This is a genomic window from Palaeococcus sp. (in: euryarchaeotes), from assembly GCF_053987695.1.
In genome coordinates, this window is sequence record NZ_JBMXHE010000062.1 from 1 (window position 1) to 26,285 (window position 26,285).

General features: G+C 44.9%; 24 protein-coding genes, 1 rRNA gene and 2 pseudogenes. 10 read left to right on the plus strand and 17 right to left on the minus strand.

Features of this window, described 5'->3' with window-relative positions; translation table 11 throughout:
• Together ACXJGZ_RS05295 and ACXJGZ_RS05300 are read left to right on the plus strand one after the other, a co-directional pair.
• Positions 1-560: pseudogene (locus ACXJGZ_RS05295) on the plus strand (pyruvate ferredoxin oxidoreductase); the annotation flags it as partial.
• Positions 561-670: 110 nt separating this feature from the next.
• Positions 671-1,561: an Mrp/NBP35 family ATP-binding protein gene (locus ACXJGZ_RS05300; protein WP_456322008.1), complete on the plus strand. Its 891-nt coding sequence runs from the start codon at positions 671-673 to the stop codon at positions 1,559-1,561.
• 5 nt (positions 1,562-1,566) lie between these two features.
• On the opposite strand, the gene ACXJGZ_RS05305 is transcribed toward ACXJGZ_RS05300, so the two are convergent.
• The 3 genes from ACXJGZ_RS05305 to ACXJGZ_RS05315 form a co-directional block, all read right to left on the minus strand.
• Positions 1,567-2,883 carry an NAD(P)/FAD-dependent oxidoreductase gene (locus tag ACXJGZ_RS05305; RefSeq protein WP_456322009.1) on the minus strand — a complete coding sequence of 439 codons (1,317 nt, stop codon included), beginning with the start codon at positions 2,881-2,883 and terminating at the stop codon, positions 1,567-1,569.
• A 95-nt stretch (positions 2,884-2,978) separates the two neighbouring features.
• Positions 2,979-3,854, minus strand: a complete 876-nt coding sequence (locus ACXJGZ_RS05310; protein WP_293256854.1) for a zinc metalloprotease HtpX — start codon at positions 3,852-3,854, stop codon at positions 2,979-2,981.
• A 1-nt stretch (position 3,855) separates the two neighbouring features.
• Positions 3,856-4,395, minus strand: coding sequence for an adenylate kinase family protein (locus ACXJGZ_RS05315; RefSeq protein WP_456322010.1), 540 nt, complete (start codon positions 4,393-4,395; stop codon positions 3,856-3,858).
• Between the two features lie 134 nt (positions 4,396-4,529).
• On the opposite strand from ACXJGZ_RS05315, the gene ACXJGZ_RS05320 reads away from it, so the two are divergent.
• Complete coding sequence (locus ACXJGZ_RS05320; protein ID WP_456322011.1) at positions 4,530-4,658, plus strand: hypothetical protein; 129 nt, start codon at positions 4,530-4,532, stop codon at positions 4,656-4,658.
• Positions 4,659-4,681: 23 nt separating this feature from the next.
• Here the strand turns inward: ACXJGZ_RS05320 and ACXJGZ_RS05325 are convergent, their stop codons facing one another.
• Positions 4,682-5,899: a methionine adenosyltransferase gene (locus ACXJGZ_RS05325; RefSeq protein WP_456322012.1), complete on the minus strand. Its 1,218-nt coding sequence runs from the start codon at positions 5,897-5,899 to the stop codon at positions 4,682-4,684.
• A 145-nt stretch (positions 5,900-6,044) separates the two neighbouring features.
• On the opposite strand from ACXJGZ_RS05325, the gene ACXJGZ_RS05330 reads away from it, so the two are divergent.
• Positions 6,045-6,608 (plus strand): CBS domain-containing protein, encoded by a 564-nt coding sequence (locus ACXJGZ_RS05330; protein WP_456322013.1) that lies wholly within the window; start codon positions 6,045-6,047, stop codon positions 6,606-6,608.
• A 155-nt stretch (positions 6,609-6,763) separates the two neighbouring features.
• Positions 6,764-7,636, plus strand: a complete 873-nt coding sequence (locus tag ACXJGZ_RS05335; RefSeq protein WP_456398475.1) for an MBL fold metallo-hydrolase — start codon at positions 6,764-6,766, stop codon at positions 7,634-7,636.
• Here the strand turns inward: ACXJGZ_RS05335 and cas4 are convergent.
• The 7 genes and pseudogenes from cas4 to ACXJGZ_RS05370 form a co-directional block, all read right to left on the minus strand.
• Complete coding sequence (gene cas4, locus ACXJGZ_RS05340; RefSeq protein WP_456322015.1) at positions 7,633-8,241, minus strand: CRISPR-associated protein Cas4; 609 nt, start codon at positions 8,239-8,241, stop codon at positions 7,633-7,635. The genes ACXJGZ_RS05335 and cas4 overlap by 4 nt on opposite strands.
• 5 nt (positions 8,242-8,246) lie before the next feature.
• Positions 8,247-9,479: a DNA double-strand break repair nuclease NurA gene (locus tag ACXJGZ_RS05345; protein WP_456398478.1), complete on the minus strand. Its 1,233-nt coding sequence runs from the start codon at positions 9,477-9,479 to the stop codon at positions 8,247-8,249.
• A complete protein-coding gene (rad50, locus tag ACXJGZ_RS05350) occupies positions 9,466-12,129 on the minus strand; it encodes a DNA double-strand break repair ATPase Rad50 (RefSeq protein ID WP_456398480.1) in 2,664 nt (887 codons plus the stop codon). Before rad50 ends, ACXJGZ_RS05345 begins: the two co-directional genes overlap by 14 nt.
• The gene (locus ACXJGZ_RS05355) at positions 12,126-13,511 is read right to left on the minus strand and encodes a metallophosphoesterase family protein (RefSeq protein ID WP_456398482.1); all 1,386 of its coding nucleotides are present in this window, start codon (positions 13,509-13,511) and stop codon (positions 12,126-12,128) included. The genes rad50 and ACXJGZ_RS05355 overlap by 4 nt, the downstream gene beginning before the upstream one ends.
• Position 13,512: 1 nt before the next feature.
• Positions 13,513-15,180 (minus strand): helicase HerA-like domain-containing protein, encoded by a 1,668-nt coding sequence (locus ACXJGZ_RS05360; RefSeq protein WP_456398484.1) that lies wholly within the window; start codon positions 15,178-15,180, stop codon positions 13,513-13,515.
• Positions 15,181-15,382: 202 nt separating this feature from the next.
• The gene (locus ACXJGZ_RS05365; RefSeq protein WP_456398486.1) at positions 15,383-17,575 is read right to left on the minus strand and encodes a hypothetical protein; all 2,193 of its coding nucleotides are present in this window, start codon (positions 17,573-17,575) and stop codon (positions 15,383-15,385) included.
• A gap of 171 nt (positions 17,576-17,746) precedes the next feature.
• Positions 17,747-18,615 (minus strand): annotated as a pseudogene (locus ACXJGZ_RS05370) (GHMP family kinase ATP-binding protein); the annotation flags it as partial.
• A 188-nt stretch (positions 18,616-18,803) separates the two neighbouring features.
• Here ACXJGZ_RS05370 and serS point away from each other — a divergent pair.
• Both serS and ACXJGZ_RS05380 read left to right on the plus strand, forming a co-directional pair.
• Positions 18,804-20,159: a serine--tRNA ligase gene (gene serS / locus ACXJGZ_RS05375; RefSeq protein ID WP_456398502.1), complete on the plus strand. Its 1,356-nt coding sequence runs from the start codon at positions 18,804-18,806 to the stop codon at positions 20,157-20,159.
• 163 nt (positions 20,160-20,322) lie between these two features.
• Entirely contained in the window at positions 20,323-20,601 is a 279-nt protein-coding gene (locus tag ACXJGZ_RS05380) for a PhzF family phenazine biosynthesis protein (RefSeq protein ID WP_456398504.1), read from the plus strand.
• Positions 20,602-20,615: 14 nt separating this feature from the next.
• Here ACXJGZ_RS05380 and rrf read toward each other — a convergent pair.
• From rrf to ACXJGZ_RS05405, 5 genes are all read right to left on the minus strand, one after another.
• A 5S ribosomal RNA gene (gene rrf, locus ACXJGZ_RS05385) occupies positions 20,616-20,737 on the minus strand.
• Positions 20,738-20,942: 205 nt separating this feature from the next.
• Positions 20,943-21,458, minus strand: coding sequence for a YkgJ family cysteine cluster protein (locus ACXJGZ_RS05390; RefSeq protein WP_456321408.1), 516 nt, complete (start codon positions 21,456-21,458; stop codon positions 20,943-20,945).
• 4 nt (positions 21,459-21,462) lie between these two features.
• A complete protein-coding gene (locus tag ACXJGZ_RS05395) occupies positions 21,463-21,702 on the minus strand; it encodes an Lrp/AsnC family transcriptional regulator (protein ID WP_293253253.1) in 240 nt (79 codons plus the stop codon).
• Complete coding sequence (locus tag ACXJGZ_RS05400) at positions 21,699-23,054, minus strand: signal recognition particle protein Srp54 (protein WP_456321417.1); 1,356 nt, start codon at positions 23,052-23,054, stop codon at positions 21,699-21,701. The genes ACXJGZ_RS05395 and ACXJGZ_RS05400 overlap by 4 nt, the downstream gene beginning before the upstream one ends.
• A gap of 2 nt (positions 23,055-23,056) precedes the next feature.
• Positions 23,057-23,233 (minus strand): hypothetical protein, encoded by a 177-nt coding sequence (locus ACXJGZ_RS05405; protein ID WP_456321409.1) that lies wholly within the window; start codon positions 23,231-23,233, stop codon positions 23,057-23,059.
• Between the two features lie 373 nt (positions 23,234-23,606).
• On the opposite strand from ACXJGZ_RS05405, the gene ACXJGZ_RS05410 reads away from it, so the two are divergent.
• From ACXJGZ_RS05410 to ACXJGZ_RS05420, 3 genes are read left to right on the plus strand one after another with little or no spacing between them, the layout of a single operon-like run.
• The gene (locus ACXJGZ_RS05410) at positions 23,607-24,320 is read left to right on the plus strand and encodes a phosphoribosyltransferase family protein (RefSeq protein ID WP_293253247.1); all 714 of its coding nucleotides are present in this window, start codon (positions 23,607-23,609) and stop codon (positions 24,318-24,320) included.
• Positions 24,317-25,501: a V4R domain-containing protein gene (locus ACXJGZ_RS05415; protein WP_456398489.1), complete on the plus strand. Its 1,185-nt coding sequence runs from the start codon at positions 24,317-24,319 to the stop codon at positions 25,499-25,501. Before ACXJGZ_RS05410 ends, ACXJGZ_RS05415 begins: the two co-directional genes overlap by 4 nt.
• Positions 25,498-25,836, plus strand: a complete 339-nt coding sequence (locus tag ACXJGZ_RS05420) for a hypothetical protein (RefSeq protein ID WP_293253239.1) — start codon at positions 25,498-25,500, stop codon at positions 25,834-25,836. Before ACXJGZ_RS05415 ends, ACXJGZ_RS05420 begins: the two co-directional genes overlap by 4 nt.
• Here ACXJGZ_RS05420 and ACXJGZ_RS05425 read toward each other — a convergent pair.
• Entirely contained in the window at positions 25,833-26,276 is a 444-nt protein-coding gene (locus ACXJGZ_RS05425; protein WP_456321410.1) for an Lrp/AsnC family transcriptional regulator, read from the minus strand. The two genes, ACXJGZ_RS05420 and ACXJGZ_RS05425, sit on opposite strands and share 4 nt — an antisense overlap.
• Between the last annotated feature and the right edge of the window lie 9 nt (positions 26,277-26,285).

A 26,285-nucleotide genomic window follows, 5' to 3' on the forward strand; every position in this document is an offset into this window, starting at 1 on the left:
TGAACACGGGAATCCAGAGATCAAGCTCCACGCCCTATGGCGCATGGACAACTACTTCACCCCCGGGGACATATTCAATAGGAGAAGACAAACCAAAGAAATGGGTGGCTCTCATAGCTGCAGCTCATCAGGTTCCATATGTGGCAACAGCGAGTGTTGGAAATGCCCTTGACCTTGTAAGAAAAGTTAAAAAGGCTGCAGCAGTTGATGGGCCCGCTTTTATTCAAGCACACTGTACTTGCCCGACAGGGTGGAAGAGTCCACTGGAGAAAGGTGTAGAGCTGGCGAGACTTGCAATAGAAACAGGAGTATGGCCACTCTTCGAAATTGAAAATGGTGACTTCCACAACATAAAAATACAGGCTCCCGGAGGAGGGGCAAAGGTCAAGCGCGAAGGTGGAAAAATAGTAGCTATAACATTCAAAAAGCCATTGGAGGATTATCTAAGAATGCAGGGAAGATTCAAGCACCTCTTCAAGAAGCCAGAAGCCATACAGGAAATGAAAGAGCAGATTAAAGCTATGTGGAAGGTTTTGGGTGTCGAAGTAACCCTTCCATGAGCTTCCTCTTTTTATTACTCATTTTTGCCCAGTATTGTCTTATTTTAGGACAAAGCTTATAAGCTCCTTATCGGATTTTCATATGAAATACTATAAATGAGGTGATTGTCATGACCGTTAAGACTCCTCCAACATTGAATATAGGGGGTTTGGGGGCTGACCCTCTCACCCAGAGAATTAAGGAAAAACAGAAGGAGTGGACATACAAAATAGCTGTTTTAAGTGGTAAGGGCGGTGTTGGAAAATCAACGGTAGCCGTGAATCTCGCAACTGCTCTGGCTAAGAAGGGATTTTTCGTTGGAGTTCTCGATGCGGATGTCCACGGCCCGAACGTAGCCAAAATGCTCGGTGTTGATAAGGAGCAGGTTCTGGCGGAGAAGCTTGATGATGGACGCTTTGAAATGATTCCTCCTATGAATGACTTCATGGGACAGACGACCCCAATAAAAGTAATGAGCATGGGCTTTCTCGTGGGTGAAGACCAGCCAATCATATGGCGTGGCCCGCTGGTTACAAAGGCAGTTAAGCAACTTTTGGGAGATGTGAAGTGGGGAAGCCTTGACTTCATGGTAATAGACTTTCCACCAGGAACAGGAGATCAAATTTTAACCGTAATCCAGAGCATAAATCTCGACGCTGCTATAATAGTGACCACTCCCCAAGAAGTTGCGCTTTTGGACACTGGAAAAGCTGTGAACATGATGAAGCAGATGAATGTTCCTTACATCGCCGTTATCGAAAACATGAGCTACCTCATATGCCCGCACTGTGGCAATGAAATAGATATCTTTGGTAAGGGCGGCGGTGAAAAGCTCGCCAAGAAAGAGGGTGTTGACTTCCTTGGGAAAATCCCGATTGACTTAAAAGCCAGGGAAGCAAGTGATCTGGGCATCCCAATAGTCCTCAATGAGGAAAGCCAGGCATCAAAAGCCTTCATGGAGATCATCGAAAATCTTATTCCAAAGCTTGAGGCACTCAAAAAGGAGGAAGGGAACGAGTGATCCCTTCATTTAAATTTTCTTAGTGCCATCTCTGCGGCGATGCTTATTGGGTCCAGGGTCGGGCTTATCGGTGGTGCATAGGCGGTTTCTGCATATGCCACATCCTCAAGGGTGGCACCCTTTTGAGCTGCCATGCTCAGAGCCATTATTCTTCCCCACACCCTTTCGCCGCCGACTATCTGTGCTCCTATGAGCTTCTTATCCATGCCGAAGATTAATTTAACCGTTATTGGCTTTCCTCCCGGATAGTATTCGGGTTTTGTTGAGCCCCTGAACTTTCCGACCGCGACCTTGATGCCTTCCTTTTCGGCCCTTTCCTGTGTCATTCCAAAGGTTCCTATTTCAAGGTCGAAGAGCTCTGTGATCGCCGTGTTAAAAACGGGTTTAAATTTCTCCTCGCCGCCAAGGGCATTTATGGCAGCAATCTTAGCCATCCTAACCGCCGTTGTTCCCAGCTGACTGAGTGTTCTCTTGCCAGTAATAGCATCGAAGGTTTCGGCACAGTCTCCAATGGCGTAAATATCGGGGTCGCTTGTCCTTAGGTACTCATCTACAATTATGCCTCTGTTCACTTCAAGCCCCGCTTTTTTGGCTAAATCCGTGTTTGCTCTAACTCCAGTTGCAACGAGAACCAAATCTGCCTCTATTTCATCTTCTCCAATTTTAACGCCTTTCACAGGATCCCCGACTATTTCACTAACACCAACGCCGAATTTAAACTTGATTCCCTTTTCCTCAAGGTGCTTCTGGACTATTGAAGCCATGTCTTTATCGAGCATGGTCGGGAGCAGGTGAGGGAGGAGTTCCACGACGAGCACTTCGAGTCCAAGCTCTCTGAAGGCAACGGCACCTTCCAAACCTATAAGACCCGCTCCAATTACCACGGCTTTTTTGGGATTTCTCTCTTTCAGATACGCCTGTATCCTTGAGACATCTTCCATGCTCTTCAGGGTAAAAACTCCCTTGCTATCCACTCCTCTTATCGGAGGCACGAAAGCCCTTGAGCCCACGGCCAGAATGAGTTTGTCATAGGATACCTCTCCTTTATCCGTTATTACAACCTTCCTTTCCCTGTCGATCTCCTTAACCTCTGTTTCAAGCATCATATCTATCCTCTGCCTTTTGTAGAACTCCCCGGGGAAGACAACTATGTTCTCAAGCTTTTCTATTCTTCCGCTCAGGACAAAGGGAAGGGCGCATGGAGAATATTGCATCGTTCTTTCCTTGCCTATAACCAAAATTTCCGCTTTTCTATCTACCTTTCTTGCAAAGAGCGCAAAATTGCTCCCAGCGGTTCCCGAGCCAATTACAACTACCTTCATGGTGACCACCAAAGTAAAGAATATTTTAGAACTATAAAAGCCTTATCAAAAGAAAGGGCGTGCTTGGTCTCATATAAGACCCAAAATAAAGAGAATCAGAAGTACATACCCATGTCCTGAGCTATCTTCCTTAGCCTTTCTATCCTTTTCTCCGTCGGGGGATGCGTTGCAAAGAGCGTGGCGAGGTTCACCCCTCTGAAGGGATTTATTATGAACATGTGTGCCGTTGCAGGGTTTCCACCCTTTAGGGGTCTCCTTGACACATAGGTTTCAATTTTTTCGAGAGCGCTCGCTAGTGCCCATGGCTTTCCGCTTATCTTTGCACCCGTTTCATCGGCTAGATATTCCCTTGAACGGCTTATTGCCGCCTGTATCAACATAGCCGCAAGGGGAGCAAGGATTGCAATTGCCAGAGCACCCAAAATGTTTCCTCCCTCATCCCTGTCCCTTCCTCCAACGCCTCCAAACCATGCCATCCATCCCAGCCATCTTGCGATCATCATTATCGCTCCCGCAAGTGCTGCGGCAAAGGTCTGGATTAGGATATCCCTGTTTTTAATATGGCTTAACTCATGGGATATAACTCCCTCAAGCTCATCTTTGTTTAAAATCCTTAGTAATCCTTGTGTCACAGCAACAACGGCATGTTTGGGATTCCTTCCCGTTGCGAAGGCATTTGGAACGTCCGTTGGGACTAAAGCGATCTTTGGAGTTGGTATGCCCGCTTCATTTGCGAGCCCTTCGACCATTTCATACAGCTCGGGAGCCTCCATTGGGTCGAGTATCCTCGCCCGGTACCATGTCAAAACGATTTTATCGCTGTACCAGTAGCTGAAGAAGTTTATACCAAGGGCAAAGATAAATGCTAGGAACATTCCACTCTCGCTTCCAAGGAAATAGCCTATAGCCATTAAAATTCCCGTCAGGACCGCCATTAAAAATCCCGTTCTGAGCCACATTCCGAGGCCCATCTCACTCACCTCCCAGATCTAAGTATGGAATAACGTCATCATAAACTTCACTCCAGTCCACAATCCCGATTCTCCTTTTAACACCCGCTTTCATGAGCTTTAAAATTTCCCCCACAACTTCTTCGGGAGTTTTGTCTGTGGTGTCCACCTCTATAATGTTTTCGTTGTTTTCAATGGCTTCTATCAAACACACATCAACGAGCTCTGCTTCAACATTTTCGCTTACCTTCTTTTTTGAGTATTCCCTCCTCAAGAGCCTCTCCCCTATGATCCTGGGATGGAGGCGCAGGATTATAACGAGATCCGAGGGAATCAGGTGGCTTAAGTGTCCATCAAAAACCACGTTCCTGTCCTCAAACTCCCTCTTGGTAGCTTTTACAAGTTTCTCCACATCTATTTCCAGCTCTTCCACCATTTCCCCGATTCCATGCCTAAGGGCAAAGTCCTTAAGGCTCACGTATTCATATCCCAGTCTTTTTGCAAGAATCCTGGCGATTGTAGTTTTCCCCACTCCGGGGGTTCCACTTATTGAGATTATCATTTCTTCACCGGAATATTTTTAATATACGTGCCTTTTAAATGTATGGTTTTTTGCATAGACAATTGACGAAATTAAATATGGCATTGAACGAAAAATTTATATACATTGAACCCCTTTTATCTCTAGGTGGTTTTATGGAGGAAGCAAAGCTTCTTGAAAAAAGATTGGAAATCGTGAAGAAACAGAAAGAGAAAATCCTCGCTGAGGAAGCCAGAATTCTCAGAATCTTAAAACAAGAAAAAATGAGGAAAGTTGCCGTTTAATTCCTTTTCTTTTAATTTAAAAATCAAAAGACATCTATCCTGCCGTTGATAACCATCTCCCTGACTTTAACTATGTTGACAAGCCATTCGTCTGCTATTTCATACGCTGGTTTTCTTATTTTCTCAATCGTGTAGCCCTTCTTTGGTATTATCTGGAGGCTTGCTACGAGCGGCCTATCAATTGGCTTCCCTATCTGGCTCAGTATCCTAACATAAACCTCCTCAACACCCTCAACCTTCTCCGCGACGTCTCTAGCTATGAAGTTCGCTAAAATGTTGTAAATCTTACCAACATGGGAAACTGGATTCTTTCCTGCAGCTGCCTCCATACTCATGTATCTGTTGGGTGTTATCAAACCATTTACCCTGTTCCCTCTTCCAACACTTCCATCGTCTCCAGATTCGGCAGAAGTTCCGGTTACCGTGATGTAGTATATGTCCCTGTCAGGATCATCGGCAGTGTTTATGAAAATGTTAACCTTTCTTTCAGTGTGAGCCTGCACAATCCCCTTAACCTCCTCATAAACCGCCTGCTTGACCTCAAGGTATTCTGCCGGGGTTTGGAGCTCACTATCAACCATTGCCGCAGCAATTGTCAGGTCTATCTCATCTCCCTTTCTAAGCCCCATAACCTTTATATCTTCACCCACAGCGGGATATCTCCTCTTGAAGTCCTCACTGTTCAGCATTTTTTCCGTTTCATAGACTATCTTCTCCACCTCACTCAGGGGAGCAAAACCAACACCGAATGATGTATCGTTGGCGAGGGGAATTGGGTTCTCCTTTGCCTTGTTGAAAACACCAACGAGATCAACACTTCCCTGTCCAATTCTTGAGTCTATAACCACGTGTTCATCTATGTTTAAGTGCCTGACAGCCCTCCTCAAATAATCCTTTGCGGCCTTTATTGCCACTTCATGAACCGGAAATAGTTCCCTATCCACAAGCTCAACTGCCCTCCCCGAGAGGAGAATGTAAATGGGCTTTATTACCTCTCCACCGCCAAACCTTGGATAAGCCCTTCCTCCAACCACTTCAACCTGATCCGTGTTGTGGTGCAGTATGATGCCGTATCTCCTTATGTACTCCCTGCTCAACGCCCTGCTCACAGCCTCTGCAATACCGTCCGCAATGCTATCCGGGTGTCCAATTCCTTTCCTTTCGACAAGTTCGACCTTCTGCATCTCCACAGGGGTCTTGTAGAGCTCCTCCACAACTATATTCCTCTTTATCTCCTCCATGATCATCACCTATGGACTTTTACGTACATAGCTCGGTTGAAGGCTTTATATATTTTTCGGCATGATTATCTTGGAAAAACATAACCCATGGTTATCAAGGAAAGATTTATTAATTTTGATGGCGTATTATAACCGAGGGTTATTTATGGTGGTGCTTCCCAGACCCATAGATCCCAGGGAGATAAAGAGGATTAGAAAGGAGCTTGGGATTACACAGGAAGAGCTCGCAAAAAGGGCGGGGGTTACTCAGGCATATATAGCTAAGCTTGAGAATGGAAAAGTTGATCCAAGGCTTTCCACTTTTAACAGGATACTGGAAGCTCTTATAAGCTGCAAAAAAAGCAAGATAAAGGCAAAAACCATCATGTCCAGCCCCATAATAGGCGTGAAGCCCTATGAAAAAGTGGAGAAAGTCATAAAGCTCATGAATGAAAATAACATTTCCCAGGTTCCGGTTCTTGCAGGAAGCAAAGTCGTAGGGAGTATTACGGAGAGATCCCTAGTTCGAAAAAGCATGGATTTTGAGGATGTATATGAAAGGAAAGCCATGGAGGTCATGGATGAGCCATTCCCCATAGTAAGCGAGAAGGATGACTTGGAAATTGTTAAGTATCTCCTTGAGGAGCATCCCGCAGTAATTGTTCAAAACCGACAGGGAATTCCCGTGGGGATTATAACTCGCTCGGACCTCTTCAAGCTCAAGCTCTAACTCTACCTTTAACTCAAAATCTTAAGATACTGTTAGGGCTTTTGATAATGCTCGTAAAAGAGAATAAAACTACACTATCTGTCAGGCATGTTATAATTATCCTAACAGTACCAAATCTTAAAATACAATGACTTTCAAATTCTTTTGGTGGTTTTATGGCGCTGAGAAAATTAGGTGAAGATCTGTATTTATATCCGGGAAGTCCCTCCACAATGATCAAGATCTTTGAAGGTAAAGCCTTTCTGATTGATCCCGGAAACGGCAGCAAGAGACATAAGGATTTGAGGAGGGAAGTTAGGAAGCTTGGTGTAGAGATAAAATTTCTCCTGGCCACTCACGGACACGCTGATCATATAAGCATTGTGCCCAGACTTGAAAAACCCCTCTTTGTGCATCGCTTTGAGTTTTCTGTGGTAGAAAGCCCATTAAACAGGGAGCTGCTTACCTTTGGCTCGAAGGCGCCTAAAGGCTTTCTCGTCTATCAGTTTGAGAGGGAGGTCAAAGCCCATGCAGTATTTGAGTGGGGGGAAGAGCTGTTTGGTCTCAAGACATTGAAGCTAAATGGACACTCCCCTGGAATGACGGGCTTTTTGGATGAGGATAATGGAGTTTTGTATGCAGGAGACAGTTTTTTTGGGGAGCGACTCATCAGGAACATAGGGGTGCCATATCTCGTCGATGTGCAGTTATTTAAAAATTCAATTACACAATTAAAGAATTATGTAAATGATGAATTCCTCATAATTCCCTCCCATGGGCGGAGTGTGAAGGGTGAAGAGGCACTGGAGATCCTGGACTTCAACTTAAAAAGAATCGAAGAAACCGAAGAAAAAATTTTGAAATTTCTAAAAGAACCACTAAGCATAAGTGAGCTGAGCTACAGACTCGCCAATGATTTTGGAGTCAATATAACTCCACAGGCACTGGCTCTCAATCAGGTCCCCATTAGAGCATTCATAGCCGAGCTCTACAACAGCGGAAAAATAGAAGCTGTCGTTGAAGGAGATTTAAAGTGGAGACGCATTTAGAGCTCTCCATCCGGATAGCACAGGTAATAGTAGGGACAGTATTTACACATAAAGTTATCCCACCCTCTGGGGGGCTTTTCCTTTTCATAATGCTTCTTTATGCTGTAGAACTCTCTGAGGGTCTGGTGGAAGAGCCTCTTATCATAGGGGATTTCAAAGGCTTTAACCCCGACCCCTTCAATAAGGGGAAACTTTGAGAAATCCATCTTTTGAATCCTCTTCTCCTCGTTTCCGAGCCGCACATAGTAGAGATATCCCCACTCCGCATTGGCCCACCTCATATATATGTTGAGCTGTGCGAGATGGTACTCATAGGGCTCCCTTGGGACGCTGGTCTTGCCCTTGATTTCAATTGGGTGATCCTTGAAGGCATCTATCCTGCCGTGGATTTCAAAGCCCAAGCGCGGAGCTTTAAGAACCATATGCTTCTCAAGCTCATAATTGAAGCGCCTCTTTAGAATCTCTCCAAGCTTGCTGTGCACCCTAACCCCCTGTTGAAGGCGAATCCTGACGTTCAGAGGCCATCTGGGTGGGTATCCCTTGAGCCTGTAATAAACCCTTTTCGGGCACATGAGGGCTTCGCTTGCATAAAACTCCACGAGCATCCCACTCACTCCAGTGGCTCCCGTCCATAGCGGAGAAAACTCAGATATCTTTCATCCTCTCCAACGAGAGCATTCACTATTGAGTCCACATATGTGTCAAACTCCTGCTTTTTGATGACGACACTGTGGTGGGCATATTCCAGGGGAATTACATATTCATCCTCCGAAACCCCGAGTATAAGTCCCAAGAGCTCTTCATCCAGATTCAAGGTCTCCATAAGGTATACGACACCGCCATTTACGAACCTCACATAGGCGGGCGTGATGGCACCTGCCGGCTCCTTTTTAAAAAGTTCTGCTATATTCCTTAGGTATCCTTCCCTCTGAAGCTTTTTTATGGGTTCGGGAAGACTCCATTTTATCCCCTTTTCATTCCTGTGGTATTCGAAGGGGAAATAGCCCCTCTCCTTTGATATGGCGTCCAGTATGGGAACGTCGGGCATTAAAGCATGCTCCTCTTTATCTGCCGTGGCACTCCTAACGACATCATCTGTGTAAAAGGTCTTCGCTATGAATGCCACCTGCCCTCCCAGAAGCTTGTCAAGGGCATGGAGGTACTCCACATATTCAAGGAATATCACAAGATTCTCCCTGTGGGTTGGGTCCTGTTCAATTTCGCCAATAAAAGAGGGATCTAGCGTTCTTTCCTTTAGATATTCAAACAGATTTTCCCTCCTGGCTATTATCGTGGAGTGATTTATGAGCGCACCCTTTTCAAGCTCCTCTTTCCACCTTTCCCATTCTCCTTCAAGGAGCTCTAAAAATGCCCTGAGTGTGTCAAGGAAATCTATTTTGTTTCCTTCATAAAGTTCCTTTGAAGTGCCGTTTATATAAGCGGGAGGTCTTGCAATTGAACCGCTTAGAGTCCCATCCATTAGAATCAGGTCGGCGCCTTTTATATCTCTTGTCATCGCCCCGATTCTGCTCTCAAGGGTTTCCATGTGGAGTCTTATCCTTTCATCAACGTGCTTGTATGGGGAAACGAGCCCTATCTCATGCCACTGGAGGAGGTCTTCTCCTATTGCGACGGAAGATACAGCATAGATTATCGCACCGCTCAGCCTCTTAATCATCCTGCTCCCATCAACCGCATAAACTTTCCCTTTCTTTGGTTCCGGAAAGTTCACCCATGAGTATCCCTTTTCAAGCACAAGTCTCTTTAGAGTCTCAATCTTGCCGAGCTGAAAGTCAAGATATCGCTTTACTTCCTCAAGATGGCTTTCGCTAATACGCGGCAAGGCTCTCCACCTCTACATTGCTTTTTCCTCCAACGAGAGCGACCCTTATCACATAATCAGCCGCATCTTTGAGCTCCTCATCATGGGAAACTATGAGGACCTGGGGGATCTTCCTCAAATGCTGTGAGATTATATCTATGAGCTTCTTCCTCCTCTCTTCATCCAGAAACGGTGTTGGCTCATCCAGGATAAGGAGTTCCATGTTTCTAACCTTGTAAATTGATAGAGCAAGCCTGAATGAGAGACCCAGGGCAATCCTCTCACCACCGCTCAGGAACTCCACATCCTTTTCCTCTCCCTGATACAGCACTCCTATTCTTATCCTCTCCTTCCCATAAATCTTCTTTCTTATTATCTTGATTCCCTGATATTTACGCTCCGTCATATCCGAAAAGAGCTCACTTGCCAGCTTTTCAACCTCTTCAAGTCCCCTCCTCTCGGCTTCCGCCTTAAATTTAATGAGCTTCTCCCTCAAAACCTTCATATCGCCCATGATTTTATCGATCAGCTTTATCCTCTCCCTCGCTTTTTCAACTTCCTTGAGCTTCCCTCTTAGCTCCTCCAGGTGCTTTGTTATCTCTTCTTTGAGGTGCTCCTGACCCTTAATTTCCGCTTTGACCCTTGGGATCTCCTTAGAAAGCTCAAAATGTTCTTTTTCAACCTCTTTGAACTCTTCCTCGGAGAACTCCTTTTCCAGTGCAGTCAGCTCTTTCGTGATCTCTTCCAGCTTCTCCTTGAGCTCCTTGGCTCTTCCACTTTTCATAGCCTTCTCCTTTTCGAGCTTTTCCAATCTTTTCTCCTTTAATTCAATTTCTGAGGGAACGCCCTTGAGCTGAATGTATTCCCTGTGGAGAGGTTCAATTTCCTCCATTCTCTTTTTGACCTCCTCAAATGAGGGGAATCCTTTCTTCGATAGCTCCTCCATGATTGTCTCTATTTTTGAGTTAACTTCTCTTATGCTTTCTCCAATGCTCCTTTTCCGGAGTTTGAGGCTTTCAAGCTTCTCAACATCTTTTTTGAGTCCATCCATCTCTTTTTTAAGCCCTATAGCTGCATTTTTAACTTCATCAAACTCCCTGGATTTAGCTTCGAGGGTTTTGATGTCATAGGATTCGAGCTCTTTTTCCACCTTTTCGAGGTATTCAAGAGTTTTCTGGATCCTTATCAGCTTCCTTTCTCTCTGCCTCTCCTTTTCTAGTTTGGTTTTCTCCTTGGTAAGCCTCTCAAGTTTTTTCTCCAAGTTGATTCTCTGTTTCCCTATCTTTTCAAACTCCCTCTCGTATTCCTCCCGGATTTCCTCCTCATCGTGCTCCTCGATGGGACGCTTGCAGAGAGGACACTCCCTCGCTCCCTCGAGCTTTGAGAGGTTCTCCTTCAGCTGTTCTTCAAGCCTCTTCATGCCCCCAACTTCTTCCCTGATCTTTGCTATTTCTTCTTCAACCTCATTCAATCGTTTCTTTGCCCTCTCAATTTTTTCAAGATCCTTGAGAAGACTCTCCCTGGTATAGCCTGCCTTTTCAAGCTCCTTCTCGTACTTATCTTTCTCGGCCAGAAGCTGCTTAGCCCTCTCGTATTCCTCCACCAGAGGCTTGAGCTCCCTGTAGAGTTTCACCTTTTCCTCGTATTCAAGAGTTTTTTCCCTGAGTTCCTTCTCTCTCCCCTCAAGCTCTTTAATCTGCTCGTCAATGCCTTTAAGCTCCTGTTTGAGTTTGGAAAGATCCATTTTTGCCTTCTGAACTTCATCGTTCTTAAGGAGCAGGTTCCTGAGTTTTTGATACTCTTCCCCGACCCACTTAATATCCTTTAAACGCTTTTCCCTCTTTTTTAACTCTGCAATCTCCTTTTGGAGCTCCTTAATCCTCTCATTCAACTGTTTCAACCCTTCTCGAATCTCCTTTACCTCTCCTTCAATTTTAAGCTTCTCCTTTTCCAGAGCATCTATCCTCTCCTTCCTCTCCCTCAGCTCATTATATCTCGAGGAAACCCCCCTAAATTTCTCTTTAATTTCTTTTTCTGCTTTTTTCAGCTCGTTTATGGCTTTAAATATCTCTTTCAGCTTTTTTTCTGATTCTTCAATTTGAGCTTTAACATTTCCAGCCCCTTGAATTATACCTTCAAGATGTCCTTTCTCCCGTCTCAGCTCTTTAATTGTCTCCTGAGCATTCTTCTCGGCGTTTTCATAATCCTCAATCCCGAGAACCTTTCTGAGGACTTTCTCCCTTATGCTCTCATCCGTGAGAATGCTTTCAATTTCGCCCTGTCTTATGTAGAGGGCATTTTTGTAGACGTGGATGGGATAGAGATGGCGTTCCACCCACCTTGCAATGTCGCTGTCCTTATCAGCGAGAATGTGCCCATTCTCCTTCAGATAGCTCTCTCCGGCTGATTTTCTCACTATCTCATAGTTCTTTCCGCCGTGTTCAAATTCGAGTGACAGTTCAAATCCTTTAGTACCCATTCTTATGTTTAAATCCTTATACCCCCTTGGGAAACTCCCATGACCGAGATAAAGAGCCGCAAAAATAGCCTCAAGTATCGAGCTCTTGCCGGCTCCGTTCTGCCCTATGATGAGATTTATCCCATCGCTGAACTCAACATATGATTTCTCATGAGCTCTAAAATTCCTTATTTTTAACCGCCTGACTCTCATTTCCCTCCCCCCTTCTTAATCCATACATCCAGGGTTCCAAGGGCTTTTTTAGGCTTCTTCACTTTCTTTTCTTTTATTTCCTTTGTTTTCTCTGTTTTCTCTTCTGTTTTCTCTTTTCCCTTCGGCTCCTCTTCCTCAATTTTAACTTTCTTTTCTGCCTCTACCTTCGGCTTCTCATACATCTGGAAGAGCCAGCTGACAAAGCCTTCGATATCTCTGCCGAACTCCTTTGGATTCACTGCAAGCTGGGCAAAAAGCTCTCTCTCAAATGCCGTGAAGAATTCCTCCTCTTTAATACTGCTGTCAATTAATATTGCCTCGGAGGTTACTCTATTGTTGAAGTTGTAGTAAGCCAGCCCCCAATCTTCTAGGAGGGAGAAGAACTCGCTTACATGAATTCCCCCTTTAACTATGCCTTCGAGAGTTAAAATGGCTATGCTGTCCCTCTCCACATAGCTCCTGATGTCCTCAATCTTTCTCCTGAGCTCCTCCTTCGAGTTCCCCCTTATGGTTATGCTGTAGAAAGGCCTCGTTTCTATCTCCACAAATTCGGGCTCAAAATCTTCCACGATATAGAAGCCCTTGGCATTGGGGCCAAAATTCTCATTGCTCCTCGTTAAATCCATTGCCCTTATTCTCCTGTCGTATATTATTCTGTGGCTCGCCTCTCTTATCTCCGTCCTCTCAAGTGAGCCCGGATAGATCATGTCCCCCGTAAACCCGCTTTTCTTTCTTTCGAGCTCTCTCCTCATGTGAATGTGCCCGAAGGCGTAATAGGAGAAGCCGTCCGGAATCTCATTTAGCCGAAGATCGAAGGCATTCTGATAGGGCGTTCCCTCCGCAAGATAATCGATTGCCTGATGCAGCATTAGAATTGAGTTCCTCTTTCCGTGAAACAGTGCCTTTAACCTGCTTCTTCCATCCTTTCCCACCAGCTGCCATCTGCTGTGATGTCTTATTCCATAGATTTCAACGTCCCCAAAGATTCCATAGACGAGATAGGCACTGCCCTTTTTGATGCTTCTCTGGAATTCATTCTCTCTGGGACGCCTTTTAATTCCAACGGTGTATATCAAGCCCAGATGCTCCAAAAGGTCATATATGGACGTATCCCTTATCGTTTTGTCATGGTTCCCCTCTATGGCAAAAACAGGTATATTCCTCTTCTTTGCCAGATTCAAAATCTCTATTGCATCCCTTATCGCCTTAGGGGAGGGCTTGCTCACGTGGAATAAATCTCCGGTCAAAAGTATAAAATCGACATTTTCCCTTATTGAACGTTCAACTGCTTTCCTAAAAGCCTCGACATAATCCGCATATCTAAATGGCTGCTGGAACTGCTCTCTTCCCAGATGAGCATCGGCTATGTGGGCGAACTTCATATCACTCACCGGCGAAATCTAACAGGTCAATATCCTCATCTTCTTCCTCTTCTCCCGTCCACTCCCTGACTATATCTATGTCGGCTCCACCATAGGTTCCCTCAAATTCATCTCTGAAGCTGTATATCCTAACCATGGCTGGAAGGGATATCGCATATCCCACCACGACTGCTTCCCCTATTCCAAGGGAGGCTATGTCCATGAGCAAATCCTCGCTTATCTGCTCGCTCGCCTGCTGCACATACCTCTGGTCGTGGGGTTCTACCAAACGGAGGATTATCTTTGTGTTTGTCTGGCTCAATATGTCGTCATCCAGCTTTTTGGGTCTTTGGGATACTATGCCAAGACCTATTCCAAATTTCCTTCCTTCTCTTGCTATTTTACCCAGCCAGTGCGAAGCCTGAGTTTTTCCCTCCCTCGGTGCAAATATGTGAGCCTCCTCAATCACGAGCAGCAGGGGTTTTGTTAAAGCGGGAAATCTCTCTCCGATTCTCACCAGAGTTTCGCTATCCTTGGTTCTAACGGCTTTCATATATTTTACGCGGTAGTTCAAAATTCCTCTTAAGAGATAGGAGGCGAGAGAAATCATTTGATCCTCTTCCATACCGCTCAGGTCTATGACATTCACCATTCCCGGGATTATTTCGGAGAGAATGTTCCCAAGTTTTATAAACTCCCCGAAGTTCCTTCTAAGTTCCTGAAGGTAGTCCTTGAGCCTTATCAATGAATCTAAATCCCTGGATTGTATCTTTCTCTGAAGGGACTTTCCTTGGGAGTCATAGTATTCTATAAATGCCTCTTCCCCTTTTTCCTTATTCTCATACGTCCGTATCCATTCCTCAATCTTGTTCTCCATTGCCTCGACGAATGACATTCCTCCAAGCACTTTTGCGCTCCGCTTTGCTTCCTCCATAACCGTGGTGTACGCCAGACTGAGGAAGCGTCTTTGGAGTGCCGCATTCTCTGCTATTCCCAGAAGAGTTGCGAGCTCACCTATGCTAACCTTTGAGGGGTCTATGCTGGCTTTTATGGGATTGACCCTCGCATTTCTCCATGAGAGCGTTGAGTATTCCCCATGAGGATCCAGGATAACCACAGTCCCGTTGGTTTTATCTATGATTTCTTTGGTGAGCACCGCTATCGTGTTTGATTTTCCCGCACCTGTAACAGCAAGAACGGCGAAATGCCGGGAAACAAGCTTGTTAACATCGAGACCAACCTCAACACTGCTCCTCGCCAGCAGCCTTCCTATCCTTATATGGCCATTTGAGAAAATCTTCTTTAAGTCATCATCTCTGGCAAGCCTTACCTCCACACCTGGCTTTATGGGCACTCTATTCGGGATCTGTTTGAATTCAAAATCCTCATTCTCAATGTCCTCCTTTGTCTTTAAAACGCCGAGAACCTTGGCACTCGCTATTATTGATTCGCTCTTGTCAAGGACACCCTTTGAGAAAACGTTTACCGTCTTTTCTATATAATCGTAGCTCCCCCTTCCCGTACTCATGAGCCAGTTTATATTCCTCACGCTTTTAACGACTGCCAGAACTTCCTCGCCATTTCTGTTCTTCACAACGACGAACTCTCCAAAATTGGGCATATTCTTGGGATCAACAATGAAAGTAAAATAATCCGTGCTCGATTCTCCATATACTATTCCCACCTTCATGTTCCCACCTCTAAATATTTACTAAACCTAGGAATAAAAAGGTTGCGCATGATTCACATTGTACCTCCTCAATTTCTCCCTTTGGAATGTTTGTTAAATTGGAGGATAAAAAGCTATGCATAAATTGGTTCTCCTCAAAAACAGGATTGAGTGGTTAAAACCCTCGCCGTTCACGGCTGGGAGTCGGTTAAAATAAAAAAAGTCAGCCGAAAAGGTCTCCTATGATCTCCACAACTCTGTACACCTTTATGACCACCTTCACCGCAAAGACCCCCAGCGTTCTCCTGAATCCAACGCCGCTGTATCTTATTTCTCCCATCTTTAGAGCGTTTACTCCAGTGCTCACGGGATCTTCCGAGCTTATAACCCTCCTCGCAACATCCTCGCTCGTCCACGCCCTCATCGTTGGCTCTGTGATTTTGCCCTTTGAAAACTCCACTATGCGCCCCCCTTCCGTCACGACGCCTATGTTGAGAAGGCTCCCGTTTTCAAGCGCTATCTCAAGATCTATCCGCTCGTTTCCAGCAATTCTTTTAATGAACCCGGGCAAGGTATCAGCATTCTCATTGTAAATTGGGACATATTCTTTTAAAAGTTCAAATAGCGTTTTCTCGTAGGGGAGTTCAATCACTTCGGGAGTGAGCTCATTTATGCCCCCCGTGCTTATTATGAGCCCGACTATGCGGTACTTCATGAACTCCTCGGGATTTCCTCCCCATCCGACTTCAATTAGGTTTTCCCCGCGCAAAACCGCTTCGTCCGTTGGATATACAAGTTCGAAGGCATCCAGATCGGGCTCCTCATCGTAGGCAATGATGGGCTCAGCAAAGGCAAGCTCAAGTCTTTCACCGTTCACATAGAGCGCGATGTTTTTAAAGAGAGATTCACCGTACTCGATCACTTCAGGTGTTGCCTCGACGAGTATGCTCACATAGGGCTGGTTGTTGGGGTCAAGCGCCATTGCTTTTAGAAACTTATCATCAAGATCCCATGAAACCTGCCCTGGCTTCTTTGCGGTCTTTCTTGGGGGGATCGGCATTTTCACCGGATCCAATATTTCCTTCAAAACCGCGAGATCTATCCTCTCCCTGTTCCCATGGTCGGAAACCCAGAATATGAGCTGCTCATCTTTGTTCATCTTCTTGCTCACGTTTACAATCGCCTCGTAGAGTGCCTTCTTTGTTCCCGGCCCATCAATGTATCCTGGGACATTTGCGCCATTTGGCATTGTCTTTCCATTTCCTGCCAGGGCTATTATATTAGCATCAGTGAAGCCGTGTTTTTTGAGGGCTTTATATGCCCTATCGAGGTTGTTCCAGTGCCTTTTGCTATCGGCATCTCCGGCAAAGAGGATGGCATGCTTGCTCTTCACATCTGTGCCATCCGCCCTTTTCCCTATTTTAACGTCGTCTCCCCTTCCAATTGATGTGTATTGCGGCCGCTCGATATCTTTTTTCCACAGACCATAAGGTCCTTTTATGTCCTCCCTTTCAGCCTTTCTGGCTATCTCTTTCATTGTGGGGGCATCTTTACCCGTCTTTTCAAGCTCTTCTCCTACCTCCTTTGGATAAAATCCCTCCGGCTTTTCGAACCCTTTTCCTTTGATCTTTGGGGAGGTATTGGGGTCATACCCATCTTTCAAGCCCCATGAAGGCTCATCGTGCCTGGAAGCACCTAGAAAAGCCGCGTCTCCCGTGCCTTTTAGCTTCTCCTTGAGATCATCGATCATTCCTCCTCCGAAGCACTGGTTGAATATGAAGACCATGTTCGCATAGCCGGTTCTGTTGGCTATCCACATCTTAATCATGTTTGCTAGCTCCCAGTCGTAAACATAGCCTCCAGAGCTCGTCACAATGCTGCTCGCATAACTCTCCGGCTGATCGTAGAAGTAAGAGCAGTTTTCGGAGTCAAGAACCGCCGGCGTTACCTTAACCTCTATGAGAACCTTCCCCTTTCCGGAATTTATGATGTATTTACCGGGCTTCGTTATCTTCATCGAGCCTGATCCAATCTCACCATTTGCAAACACCGTGTTATACTCTTCCAAACTCACCTCAAGGGTTATCTCATTCATTGGAGAGCATTCTTTATGACTGTAGAGCAGTCTCTTGGGAATATAGCCCATCTTTCCCTTCAGGGTGTCCCAGTCGTAGTATATCATGGTGATTTTCCCATCTTTGCTCTCGTGCCCCTTATGCTCCACCTTATAACTTCCCACGATGTCGGCATAGCCGTTCCACCCATCGTCCATGTCCTCAGTAAGAGCAACTCCAAGGAGATAGACGTTCACCTGAATTGCAGGAGGGCCGGGCGGATCAAAATGAGCACCTGCAAGGGGTGCCACCATCATGAGACCAACCAGAATGGTCAGCAACAAACCTCTTCTCACCATCATCACGTCCGTACTTTTTATAAGACAATTAAATTCCACCAAACTATTGATTAAAACAAAGTTTGTAGTTTATATTCATTCATGTTTTGGCATCAAAGTTTATTAACATGTCGTCACAGATCTGAGTTTAGAATTCCAGCGATTGGGTGTTGCCTTGAAATACGAGGGAACATATTATACCATCTCGGCTTTAACGCCTTCTGAAGCTTTCACCAGGAAGTATCTGGCTTTCCACTTAAATGCCCTAGAATATGCCCTTAATAATTCCCTAGCCACATCGGATGCCGTCCCTTCATCCGCAATTATCACACTCGCCCCTCCAAAGCCAGTTCCCGTTAAACGGGCACCATAAGCCCCAAATTCCAATGCTTTTCTCACGATATAATCCAGCTCGCCGCAGCTTACATGGTAATTTTTCGCGATATCGCCATGTGCCTCAACTAAAATCCTTCCCAGCTCCTCAATATCCCCCTCCCTCAGCGCATCCCTTGCCTTCAAAACTCTCTCATTTTCCCTCAGTATATATCCAAACCTCCTCTTATGGATTGATGGAAGCCCTTTTAAGTCCCCCTCACACACATCCTTGGAGGATTCCTTCCCTATGCGTTTTAGAACCTCCTCCGCAATCCTTCTCCTCTCAGCATATACAGAAGTTGCCAGCTTTCTCTTTATACCCGTATAAAAGACAATCACTTGGATATCTTTTGGTATGGGAACATGTTCGTACTTTAAACTTTTAGTATCCAGAAAGAGGCTTCCCACAGCATATTGCAAACGGATCCGCTATTCCACATGGCACCCCAACAAATTCATCTTCAGCTTTTTGGGCAAGCAGAGCCATCTTTTCTCGGGAGAGCTTCAATTTATATGCTTCATTTAAAAAAGCCGTTATTGAGAGTTCAAAACTTGCAGATGACCCTACGCTCATTAAAATGGTCGGAAAAAAGCTCTACAGTCTCAAAAGACTCTCCTCTAATTTTTGTGTAAAGATTTACCGCCATAGACATCACATAGCCCCGTGCATAATCCGTATGCTTGCTGAGCCATACTACATGTTATTAGGGCGATCGTTGGCTTGTAGAGGAGGGCAGCCGGACTGTTTTAATGCTAATGCCTTTGGTTATTACGTTGATGTGCTATTGGTGGAACTATTCTTGTTATCCCAACAGCAGCTAATGAGTAAGAAAAACGTTTTAAGGGCTTGTTCCTCTAAGAGTCTTAGGTGAAAGACATGCTGAGTTTGAAGCTCATTCGTGAAACTCCAGATGTAGTAAGAGCGGATCTTCTGAAGCGCGGGGAAATCGAGAAGCTCAAGTGGATAGATGAAATTTTAGAACTCGATGCAAAGTGGAGGGAGAATTTGAGACAGATAAATGTCTTAAGGAGAGAACGCAACAGGATAGCCGTGGAAATAGGCAAAAAGAAAAAAGCAGGATATGACGCCGGTGAACTCATGAAGAAAAGCAAAGAGCTTGCCAGCAGAATAGCGGAGATTGAAAAGGAGAATGACGCAATCAGGGAAAAAATCGACTATTATCTATGGCGTCTTCCAAATATAACACATGAGAGTGTCCCAATTGGGAAGGACGACAGTGAAAATGTGCCCATAAGGTTCTGGGGCAAAGCAAAGGTTTACAGGGAAGACCTGAAGAACTTTCTTGAGCAAAGCCAAGGAAAAATGGAGTATGAAATAATTGAATGGAAGCCAAAGCTTCACGCCGATTTGCTGCCGATCATAGATGGAGCAGATTTGGAGAGAGCGGCAAAGGTTAGCGGCGCTCGCTTTTACTATCTGAAGAATGAGCTCGTCATCCTGGATCTCGCCCTCATACGCTTTGCCCTTGACAGACTCATGGAAAAAGGATTCATAGTGATAAATCCTCCCTACATGGTCAGGAGCTTTGTGGAGAAGGGAGCGACAGTGTTTGATGATTTCGAGGATGTAATTTACAAAGTCGAGGGAGAGGATCTATATCTAATCCCAACGGCTGAACATCCTTTGGCAGGACTCCATGCCAATGAAATTTTGGATGGGAAGAATTTACCCCTCTTATATGCAGGTGTAAGCCCGTGCTTTAGAAAAGAAGCGGGAACTGCTGGAAAAGATACAAAAGGAATCTTTAGGGTTCACCAGTTCCATAAAGTGGAGCAGTTCGTTTATGCAAGACCAGAGGAGAGCTGGGAATGGCATGAAAAGCTCTTACAGAATGCGGAAGAGATATTCCAAGCTTTAGAGATTCCCTATAGAATCGTTAACATATGCACTGGTGATCTCGGATATGTTGCGGCTAAAAAATATGACATCGAAGCTTGGATGTGTGCCCAAGGGAAGTTTAGAGAAGTTGTGAGCTGTTCGAACTGTACAGAGTGGCAAGCCAGAAGATTAAACATAAGGTTTAGAGATAAAACAAATGAGAAGCCACGTTTCGTTCACACCCTTAACTCGACGGCAATAGCAACGTCAAGGGCCATAGTGGCTATCCTTGAGAACTTCCAAGAGGAGGACGGCACGGTTAGGATACCAAAAGTACTTTGGGACTATACGGGCTTTAAGGAAATACTCCCAGTTGAAAAAAGAAAGGCGTGATATGATTTTTACACTCTTTTTCTGCCAAAGATTCAAAAGGTGATGGATTATTGTGACTGATTTAAGTTTCCTGAGTGGCCGCTTACAAGCTCAAAACCAATATCAGCCCTATATGAGCGAGGTCTAAATTTGATGAGCTTGCGAAATACTGAAGGAAAATGGAATTGCTGGAATACACGTTTATACGTTTGATTCAAAATATGATGCTGTAAGATTCTTCGCACCCGCGGTTGGGGTTCCAGAAGACCCGGTAACGGGAACAGCAAATGCAGCCCTAGCGGGATATTTAAAATTCACCAATAAGCTCGTTAAAGAGGAATATTCCTTTGAACAAGGACATGCTCTAAATAGGGAAGGCGTGGTTCATGTTAAGCTCAAGGAGAATGAGATCCGGATAGGAGGAGAGGCAGTGTGCATTCTTGAGGGAGTGCTAAAACTTTAGAAGAATTTTTGAGTGGCCGGCAGCGTCCCCGGCTTCCCGCCCCCTCTCGGAAGGCAGTACAACCGGGATCGCTGGCGGGCTTAACTTCCGGGGTCGAAACGAGTCCGGGTGTGGCCCCGCCGCTGTGACCGCCGTGCCGATACATACTCACCATGGGATATTTATAAGCTTTTCGGTTTTAGGGGGTTGAGTCGTTTTTTAGCGTGTTTAAGTCTAAGTTTTTGGATTTTGTTCGATATAAGTTGCCTGCTTCCATGTTTACGGAAATTTTTGGAAAAATAATCCTGTTAAACATTATTCAGGTGCTCAAATGCAGAAAACTTAATGCCCCAACCTCGGTTTTAGGTTTTCTGTCCGTGGAAGTGTCCCCCAACGTATCCCATCTTCCTTCTATACTCCTCTACGACTTCTTTAAAGTATTCCATTACGAAAGCATAATTAACGGGAGTACCCTCGGGATCATTAATTCCCGGACAATCCGTATCCCTAACATAAACATCTATAACATTCCCGTGTTTCACCAAGAGAAAGGGATAAAGCTTGCAAGCTAGAGGTCGATGGGCATAAATTTTACATTTCCCATTTTCATCGAGAAAAGGGCATGCGTCATCAAAGGGCCTTTTTTTCAGTGCATATCCCACAAACTTATCTCCTCTGTAGAACATTTTATCATAATCAACGAACTCCCAGGTGCTGTATCCAAGCTCCTCGATCCTTATTATGTCCTCATCCCTTAGAATAATATCGAGTTCAGTGCAGCATTTAGAACAGCCATCAACACATCTAAATTTAAAAGCTGGGTCAAAATCGACCCTCAAGGTATCAAGATGAATCGTGGCGATGGCGCCTTTAATCATTGCCTCACCCCTTGTAGGAGCTGGCTATTAGAGTTTCCGTCATTTCAACACTTCCCACCTTCCTCAATATCCTGTCGTGGAAGCTATCGAGCTCTCCAATTGAGCCAACTTCAACCCTCAGGATTATGTCATACTCTCCATAAACCCTGAATATCTCCTTTACCGGCTCACAGTCCTTCAGGGCATTGTAGACTTTCTCCTCATTCCCGGGCTTTACCACAACCAAAACAAATGCCTCTATCATATTCCAAACCCTCCTAAACCCATTCCACCAAATTTCTTGGCAAGTCTGGAAAGCTTCCTCTTATTCATCCCCTTAAAGAACTTTTTCATCTGGTTGTACTGGTTTAAAAGCTCCTTAACATCCCTCACAGATGTTCCTGAACCTCTAGCTATCCTCTTTACCCGTGAATAATTGATGCGCTCCGGATGCTCAAGCTCCTCTTCAGTCATCGAGTCCATTATGACCTTAAACTTCTTAAGCTTTTGCTCGCCCTCCCTCGTGAATTCTTCAGGTATGGAATAGCTCATACCGGGAATCATCTGGAGTATCTGCTTCAAGGGACCCATCTTCTGCATTGCTTCGAGCTGGGCATACATATCCTTGAGATTGAACTTACCCTTGAGGAACTTTTCCATGTCCTCCTCTTTGAATTCGTGTTCCTTGCTGAGTTCTTCAAATTTCTCCAGCAATCCCTGAATATCGCCCAAGCCCAGGAGCCTTGAAACGAAACGCTTTGGATCAAATGCTTCCAGGTCTTCTATCTTCTCCCCTGTTCCTATAAATTTTATGGGTGCTCCCGTCGCAACAACTGCAGATAAGGCTCCTCCACCCTTGGCGCTTCCATCGAGCTTCGTTACAATAATAGAACCTATTGGTGTTGCTTCCTTAAATGCCAGTGCCTGATTGTAAGCCTGCTGTCCTATGGTTCCATCTATCACGAGAATGACCTCATGGGGGTTGATGGCACCGCTTATCTGCTTCATCTCCTCTATAAGTCCATGTTCCTCCTTATGCCTTCCCGCCGAGTCAACGATTATAACGTCCACATCCCTCTCCCTGAAATACTTCACCCCTTCCCGGGCGAGCTTTATAGCATCCTTTTCATTTGGATCCCCTGCAACCTCTATGTTGAAGGGCTCTAAAAGCTGCTTTAACTGGAAATATGCCCCCGGTCTCCATGTATCCGTGCACACTACACCTACTCTATATCCTCTTTTTTGGAAATACCGGGCTAGTTTAGCAACGCTTGTGGTCTTACCCGAACCCTGGATACCAACCGTGAGCAGTATTGTGGGCTTCTCTTTAATCTCAATTGGTTTGGCTTCCTTTCCGAGGAAGTTTGTAAGCTCCTCATAGACAATCTTGACAATGTGCTCTTTTCTAGAGATTCCAGGAGGAAGTTTTTCCTCTATGGCTCTCTTCTGTATTTTTTTGGTTAGATCAAGCACAAGACGAACGTTAACATCACTCGTGATCAAAGCTCTCTGAATATCCCTCACTACCTCTTTTATAACGGCTTCATCAACCACAGTAGAACGTGCAAGCTTTTTCAGAGCACTGTTGAGTGCCCTCCCCAAACTCTCCAACGCCACTTTCACCACCTATTACAAAGAGGGGTTGGAGGTTTATAATCCTTAGGTATATCCCCCAGTAACCTTCTAAACTTGTCATCCTCACAAACCGGAACCTTATCCCAAAGCACAACACCTGGAAAATTCAATGCACAAATGGATACTTCGTTTAAAATCTGGATTATCTGAGCTTTTTTCATGATAAAATATGTACATTAGGAACTAAAACCATTCATCAGGCTTTTTTTGGGAGAGTTATGGTCTGAAAGTGCCATTTGGTACCATATAAGGTCTGAAAAAGCTTTTAAATCCAAAAAACAGGAAAATTGGTGGAAAAGCGGGATTAGGAGGTGCAGGAGATGGAATGGCTCATCATGCTTCACGGTTACATGCACGTTATGGAACTTAAGCGGAGAAGAAAGAAGCCGGTGATTGAAGAGATGGAGCTCCTCGAGGAACTCGAAAACTCTGCATGATTTCTCTTTTATCCCATCAAAGATTTGTTTCTCAAATCCACAACCGAAATGTATTTATACATTTTCTTGTCAATATTCTCTCCAAGGAGGGAAAGATATGAGTCAAATCGAAGCTGTGAAGGAGAAACTCAGGGTTATTAGAATACTCAAGCTGCTCAAAAAGAGCTACACTTATGAAGATTTATCGAAGATAACCGGACTTCCCATAACTGTTTTGAACAGATATGTGAGAGGCAAAGTCCTTCCCAGTACCAAGAGATCCAAAGAACTTCTGGAAGTCCTTTCTCCCTATCTAAACGTAGAAGAAGAAGCCAAAAAGAGGATTAGATTCGATGAACATGGACTTTTTGACAACATGGGGATACTCGGGGACACGGCACTAATGACGCTCATCGCTGAAACTGTGGCTTCCAGATACATACGTGAGGATATTGATAAAGTTTTAACAGCCGCAACGGATGGAATCCCCCTCGCCGTTCATATAGCCAATGAGCTCAACGTCGATGTTGTTTATGCCAAGAAAAAGAAGGAAGTAGGCGTGGAAAAGTTCTATGAGATAAATTATGTCTCGAGCACTTCGGGGAGTATCTTAACGCTTTACTTGCCCACATGGGCGCTTAAAAAGGGCGAAAGGGTTCTCATAGTTGATGATGTCGTTAGAAGCGGGGAAACACAAAAGGCGCTCCTGGAAATGTGCAGGCGGGCCGGTTCTATTCCAAAGGGGATGTTCTTCCTGATAAGTGTTGGAGACGTTTTGGACAGACTCAAAGAGGAGTATAACATCCCTATAGATGCCCTGGTGAGATTATGATAAGGACGGGGATAGGCATACTCGACGATGTTCTTAGGGGAGGGATAAGGGAAGAAAACAGCATACTCCTGATGGGAGGGATAGATGAGGATCACAGGGTCCTCATGCATCAGTTTGTAATTTCACTGTTGAAGCAGAGGCATAAAATCCTCTTGGTGGAGTATAAACAGAGACCCTCATTGCTCTTAAAATGGCTCGCTGGATACGGCATAAACTACAAGAGGTTTATGAAGAGAGGCAGATTGAAAATACTCGATGGTCACACCAATCTATATTCCAGAGTCCAGGTATCCGGAGAAGACGTACTCCCAAATCCCCTCGACCTCCCAATAAGCACGTCAATTATCAGGGATAAAATCCGTGAGGGAGACTTTGATTTTCTTGTAATTGATGATCTGTCCATTTTATACGCATCGCTTCCCGGAAAGCAGGAATTTTTTAGGATAATTTCCAGGTTTATAAACAGCGTTTCGCTGGAGGGTGTTACATCCGTATCCGCAATAATAGGGGATTTAATTTCCCCATCAGACCTCTCCATGCTCACCATACCCTTCTCATATATTCTCTCTGCCAGAGATGGAAGAATCGCCGTGAAAAAAGCACCCCACCCGTTAGGAGCTGTCAACTACTTCGTGTATGTGAAGACGGAGAGGGGGATAAAACCTATCTCCGAGTATTATGAGAGTCTGGACAAGCTCAAGGAAGCGATGTTTCTCGATGAAAATGGAATGCTCTGGAGCGCAAATCAGAGGGTGCAGATAATCGATGAGGAAAGTGAAGCAAAGCTAATAGAAAGTCTCTTTGAATATTTCGGAAAGGAAAATACACAGAAATTCCTGTACTTCTGGGGAAGACATGAGTTTCAAGGGATTGGAAAGCTCTATATGCAGAGATACGGGAATTTAAAGGAATCCCTGAAGAGAATGTTTCACTCCACAAAGATCAACGGTGGAGGTATTATGGAGTTGAGCCAGGCAACAGGGGATGTTGTTATAGTTAAGGCGAAGAATCTGTTCCCCAGAATATGCAACTTTGGAAATGCCGTCCATCTCCATGATGCTGGAGCGCTCACTCAGATGATAGAGGAAATTGAAGGCGGTGAATGGATTGGGGAAGAAGTGAAGTGTCAGGCAAAGGGGGATCCTCACTGTGAGTTTGTGATAAGGAGAGTGGAGAAATGACAGAGTTCATGATTTATGGGGTTAAGGGGAAAAGCATAGTCGTCGATACGGAAATAGGGATGCCCTTCTCATTCTTCTGCTCCGAGGAGGAGTGCGGAGTTGAAATCCACATGGAAGGGATCATAAAAAGGGTGAAATTTGATGAGTATATTGCCGTCAGAAACTCCGTGATTTCAGCGAATGAGGACTTCAAAGTGCTCAAAGAGTTGATAGGGGAGCCTCTAATATTTGAGGGAAAGGTCAACGGTGAGAAAGTAAAGCTGCCCGTGGAGGGTGTGAGGGAATTCTCCGAAAGATTTCTATCAAGAGAAGGCTCCTACCACATCTACCCCTAGATTCCCAGGTTGAAGTCCTCCTTAACTATCTGAAGGGCAACGTGCGTGGTTGTTTTTTCAACACCATCTATAGATAAGACCGTCTTCACAAAATGGTTCATATCCTCTCTTCCCTCAAATTTTGCTATGACTATGATATCATAAATCCCCGTAACATCGTAAACACACATGACGTGCCTGTCCTTTGCAATCTCCTTTTCAATTTCGATTATCTTCTTTCCCTGTGCCTGTATTCCTATTATAGCGGTCAGCCCGTATCCAACTTTTTCATAGTCTATTTTTGGATGGATGCCCTGGAGAACCCCATTCTCCTCCATGCGCTTGATCCTGTTGTGAACGGTGCCGACGGCGATGTTAAGCTCCTTAGCGATCTCTCTGTAGGAGAGACGACCGTCCTTTTGAAGAAGTCCCAAAATTTTTCTATCCACCTCATCTATCACCTGCACACT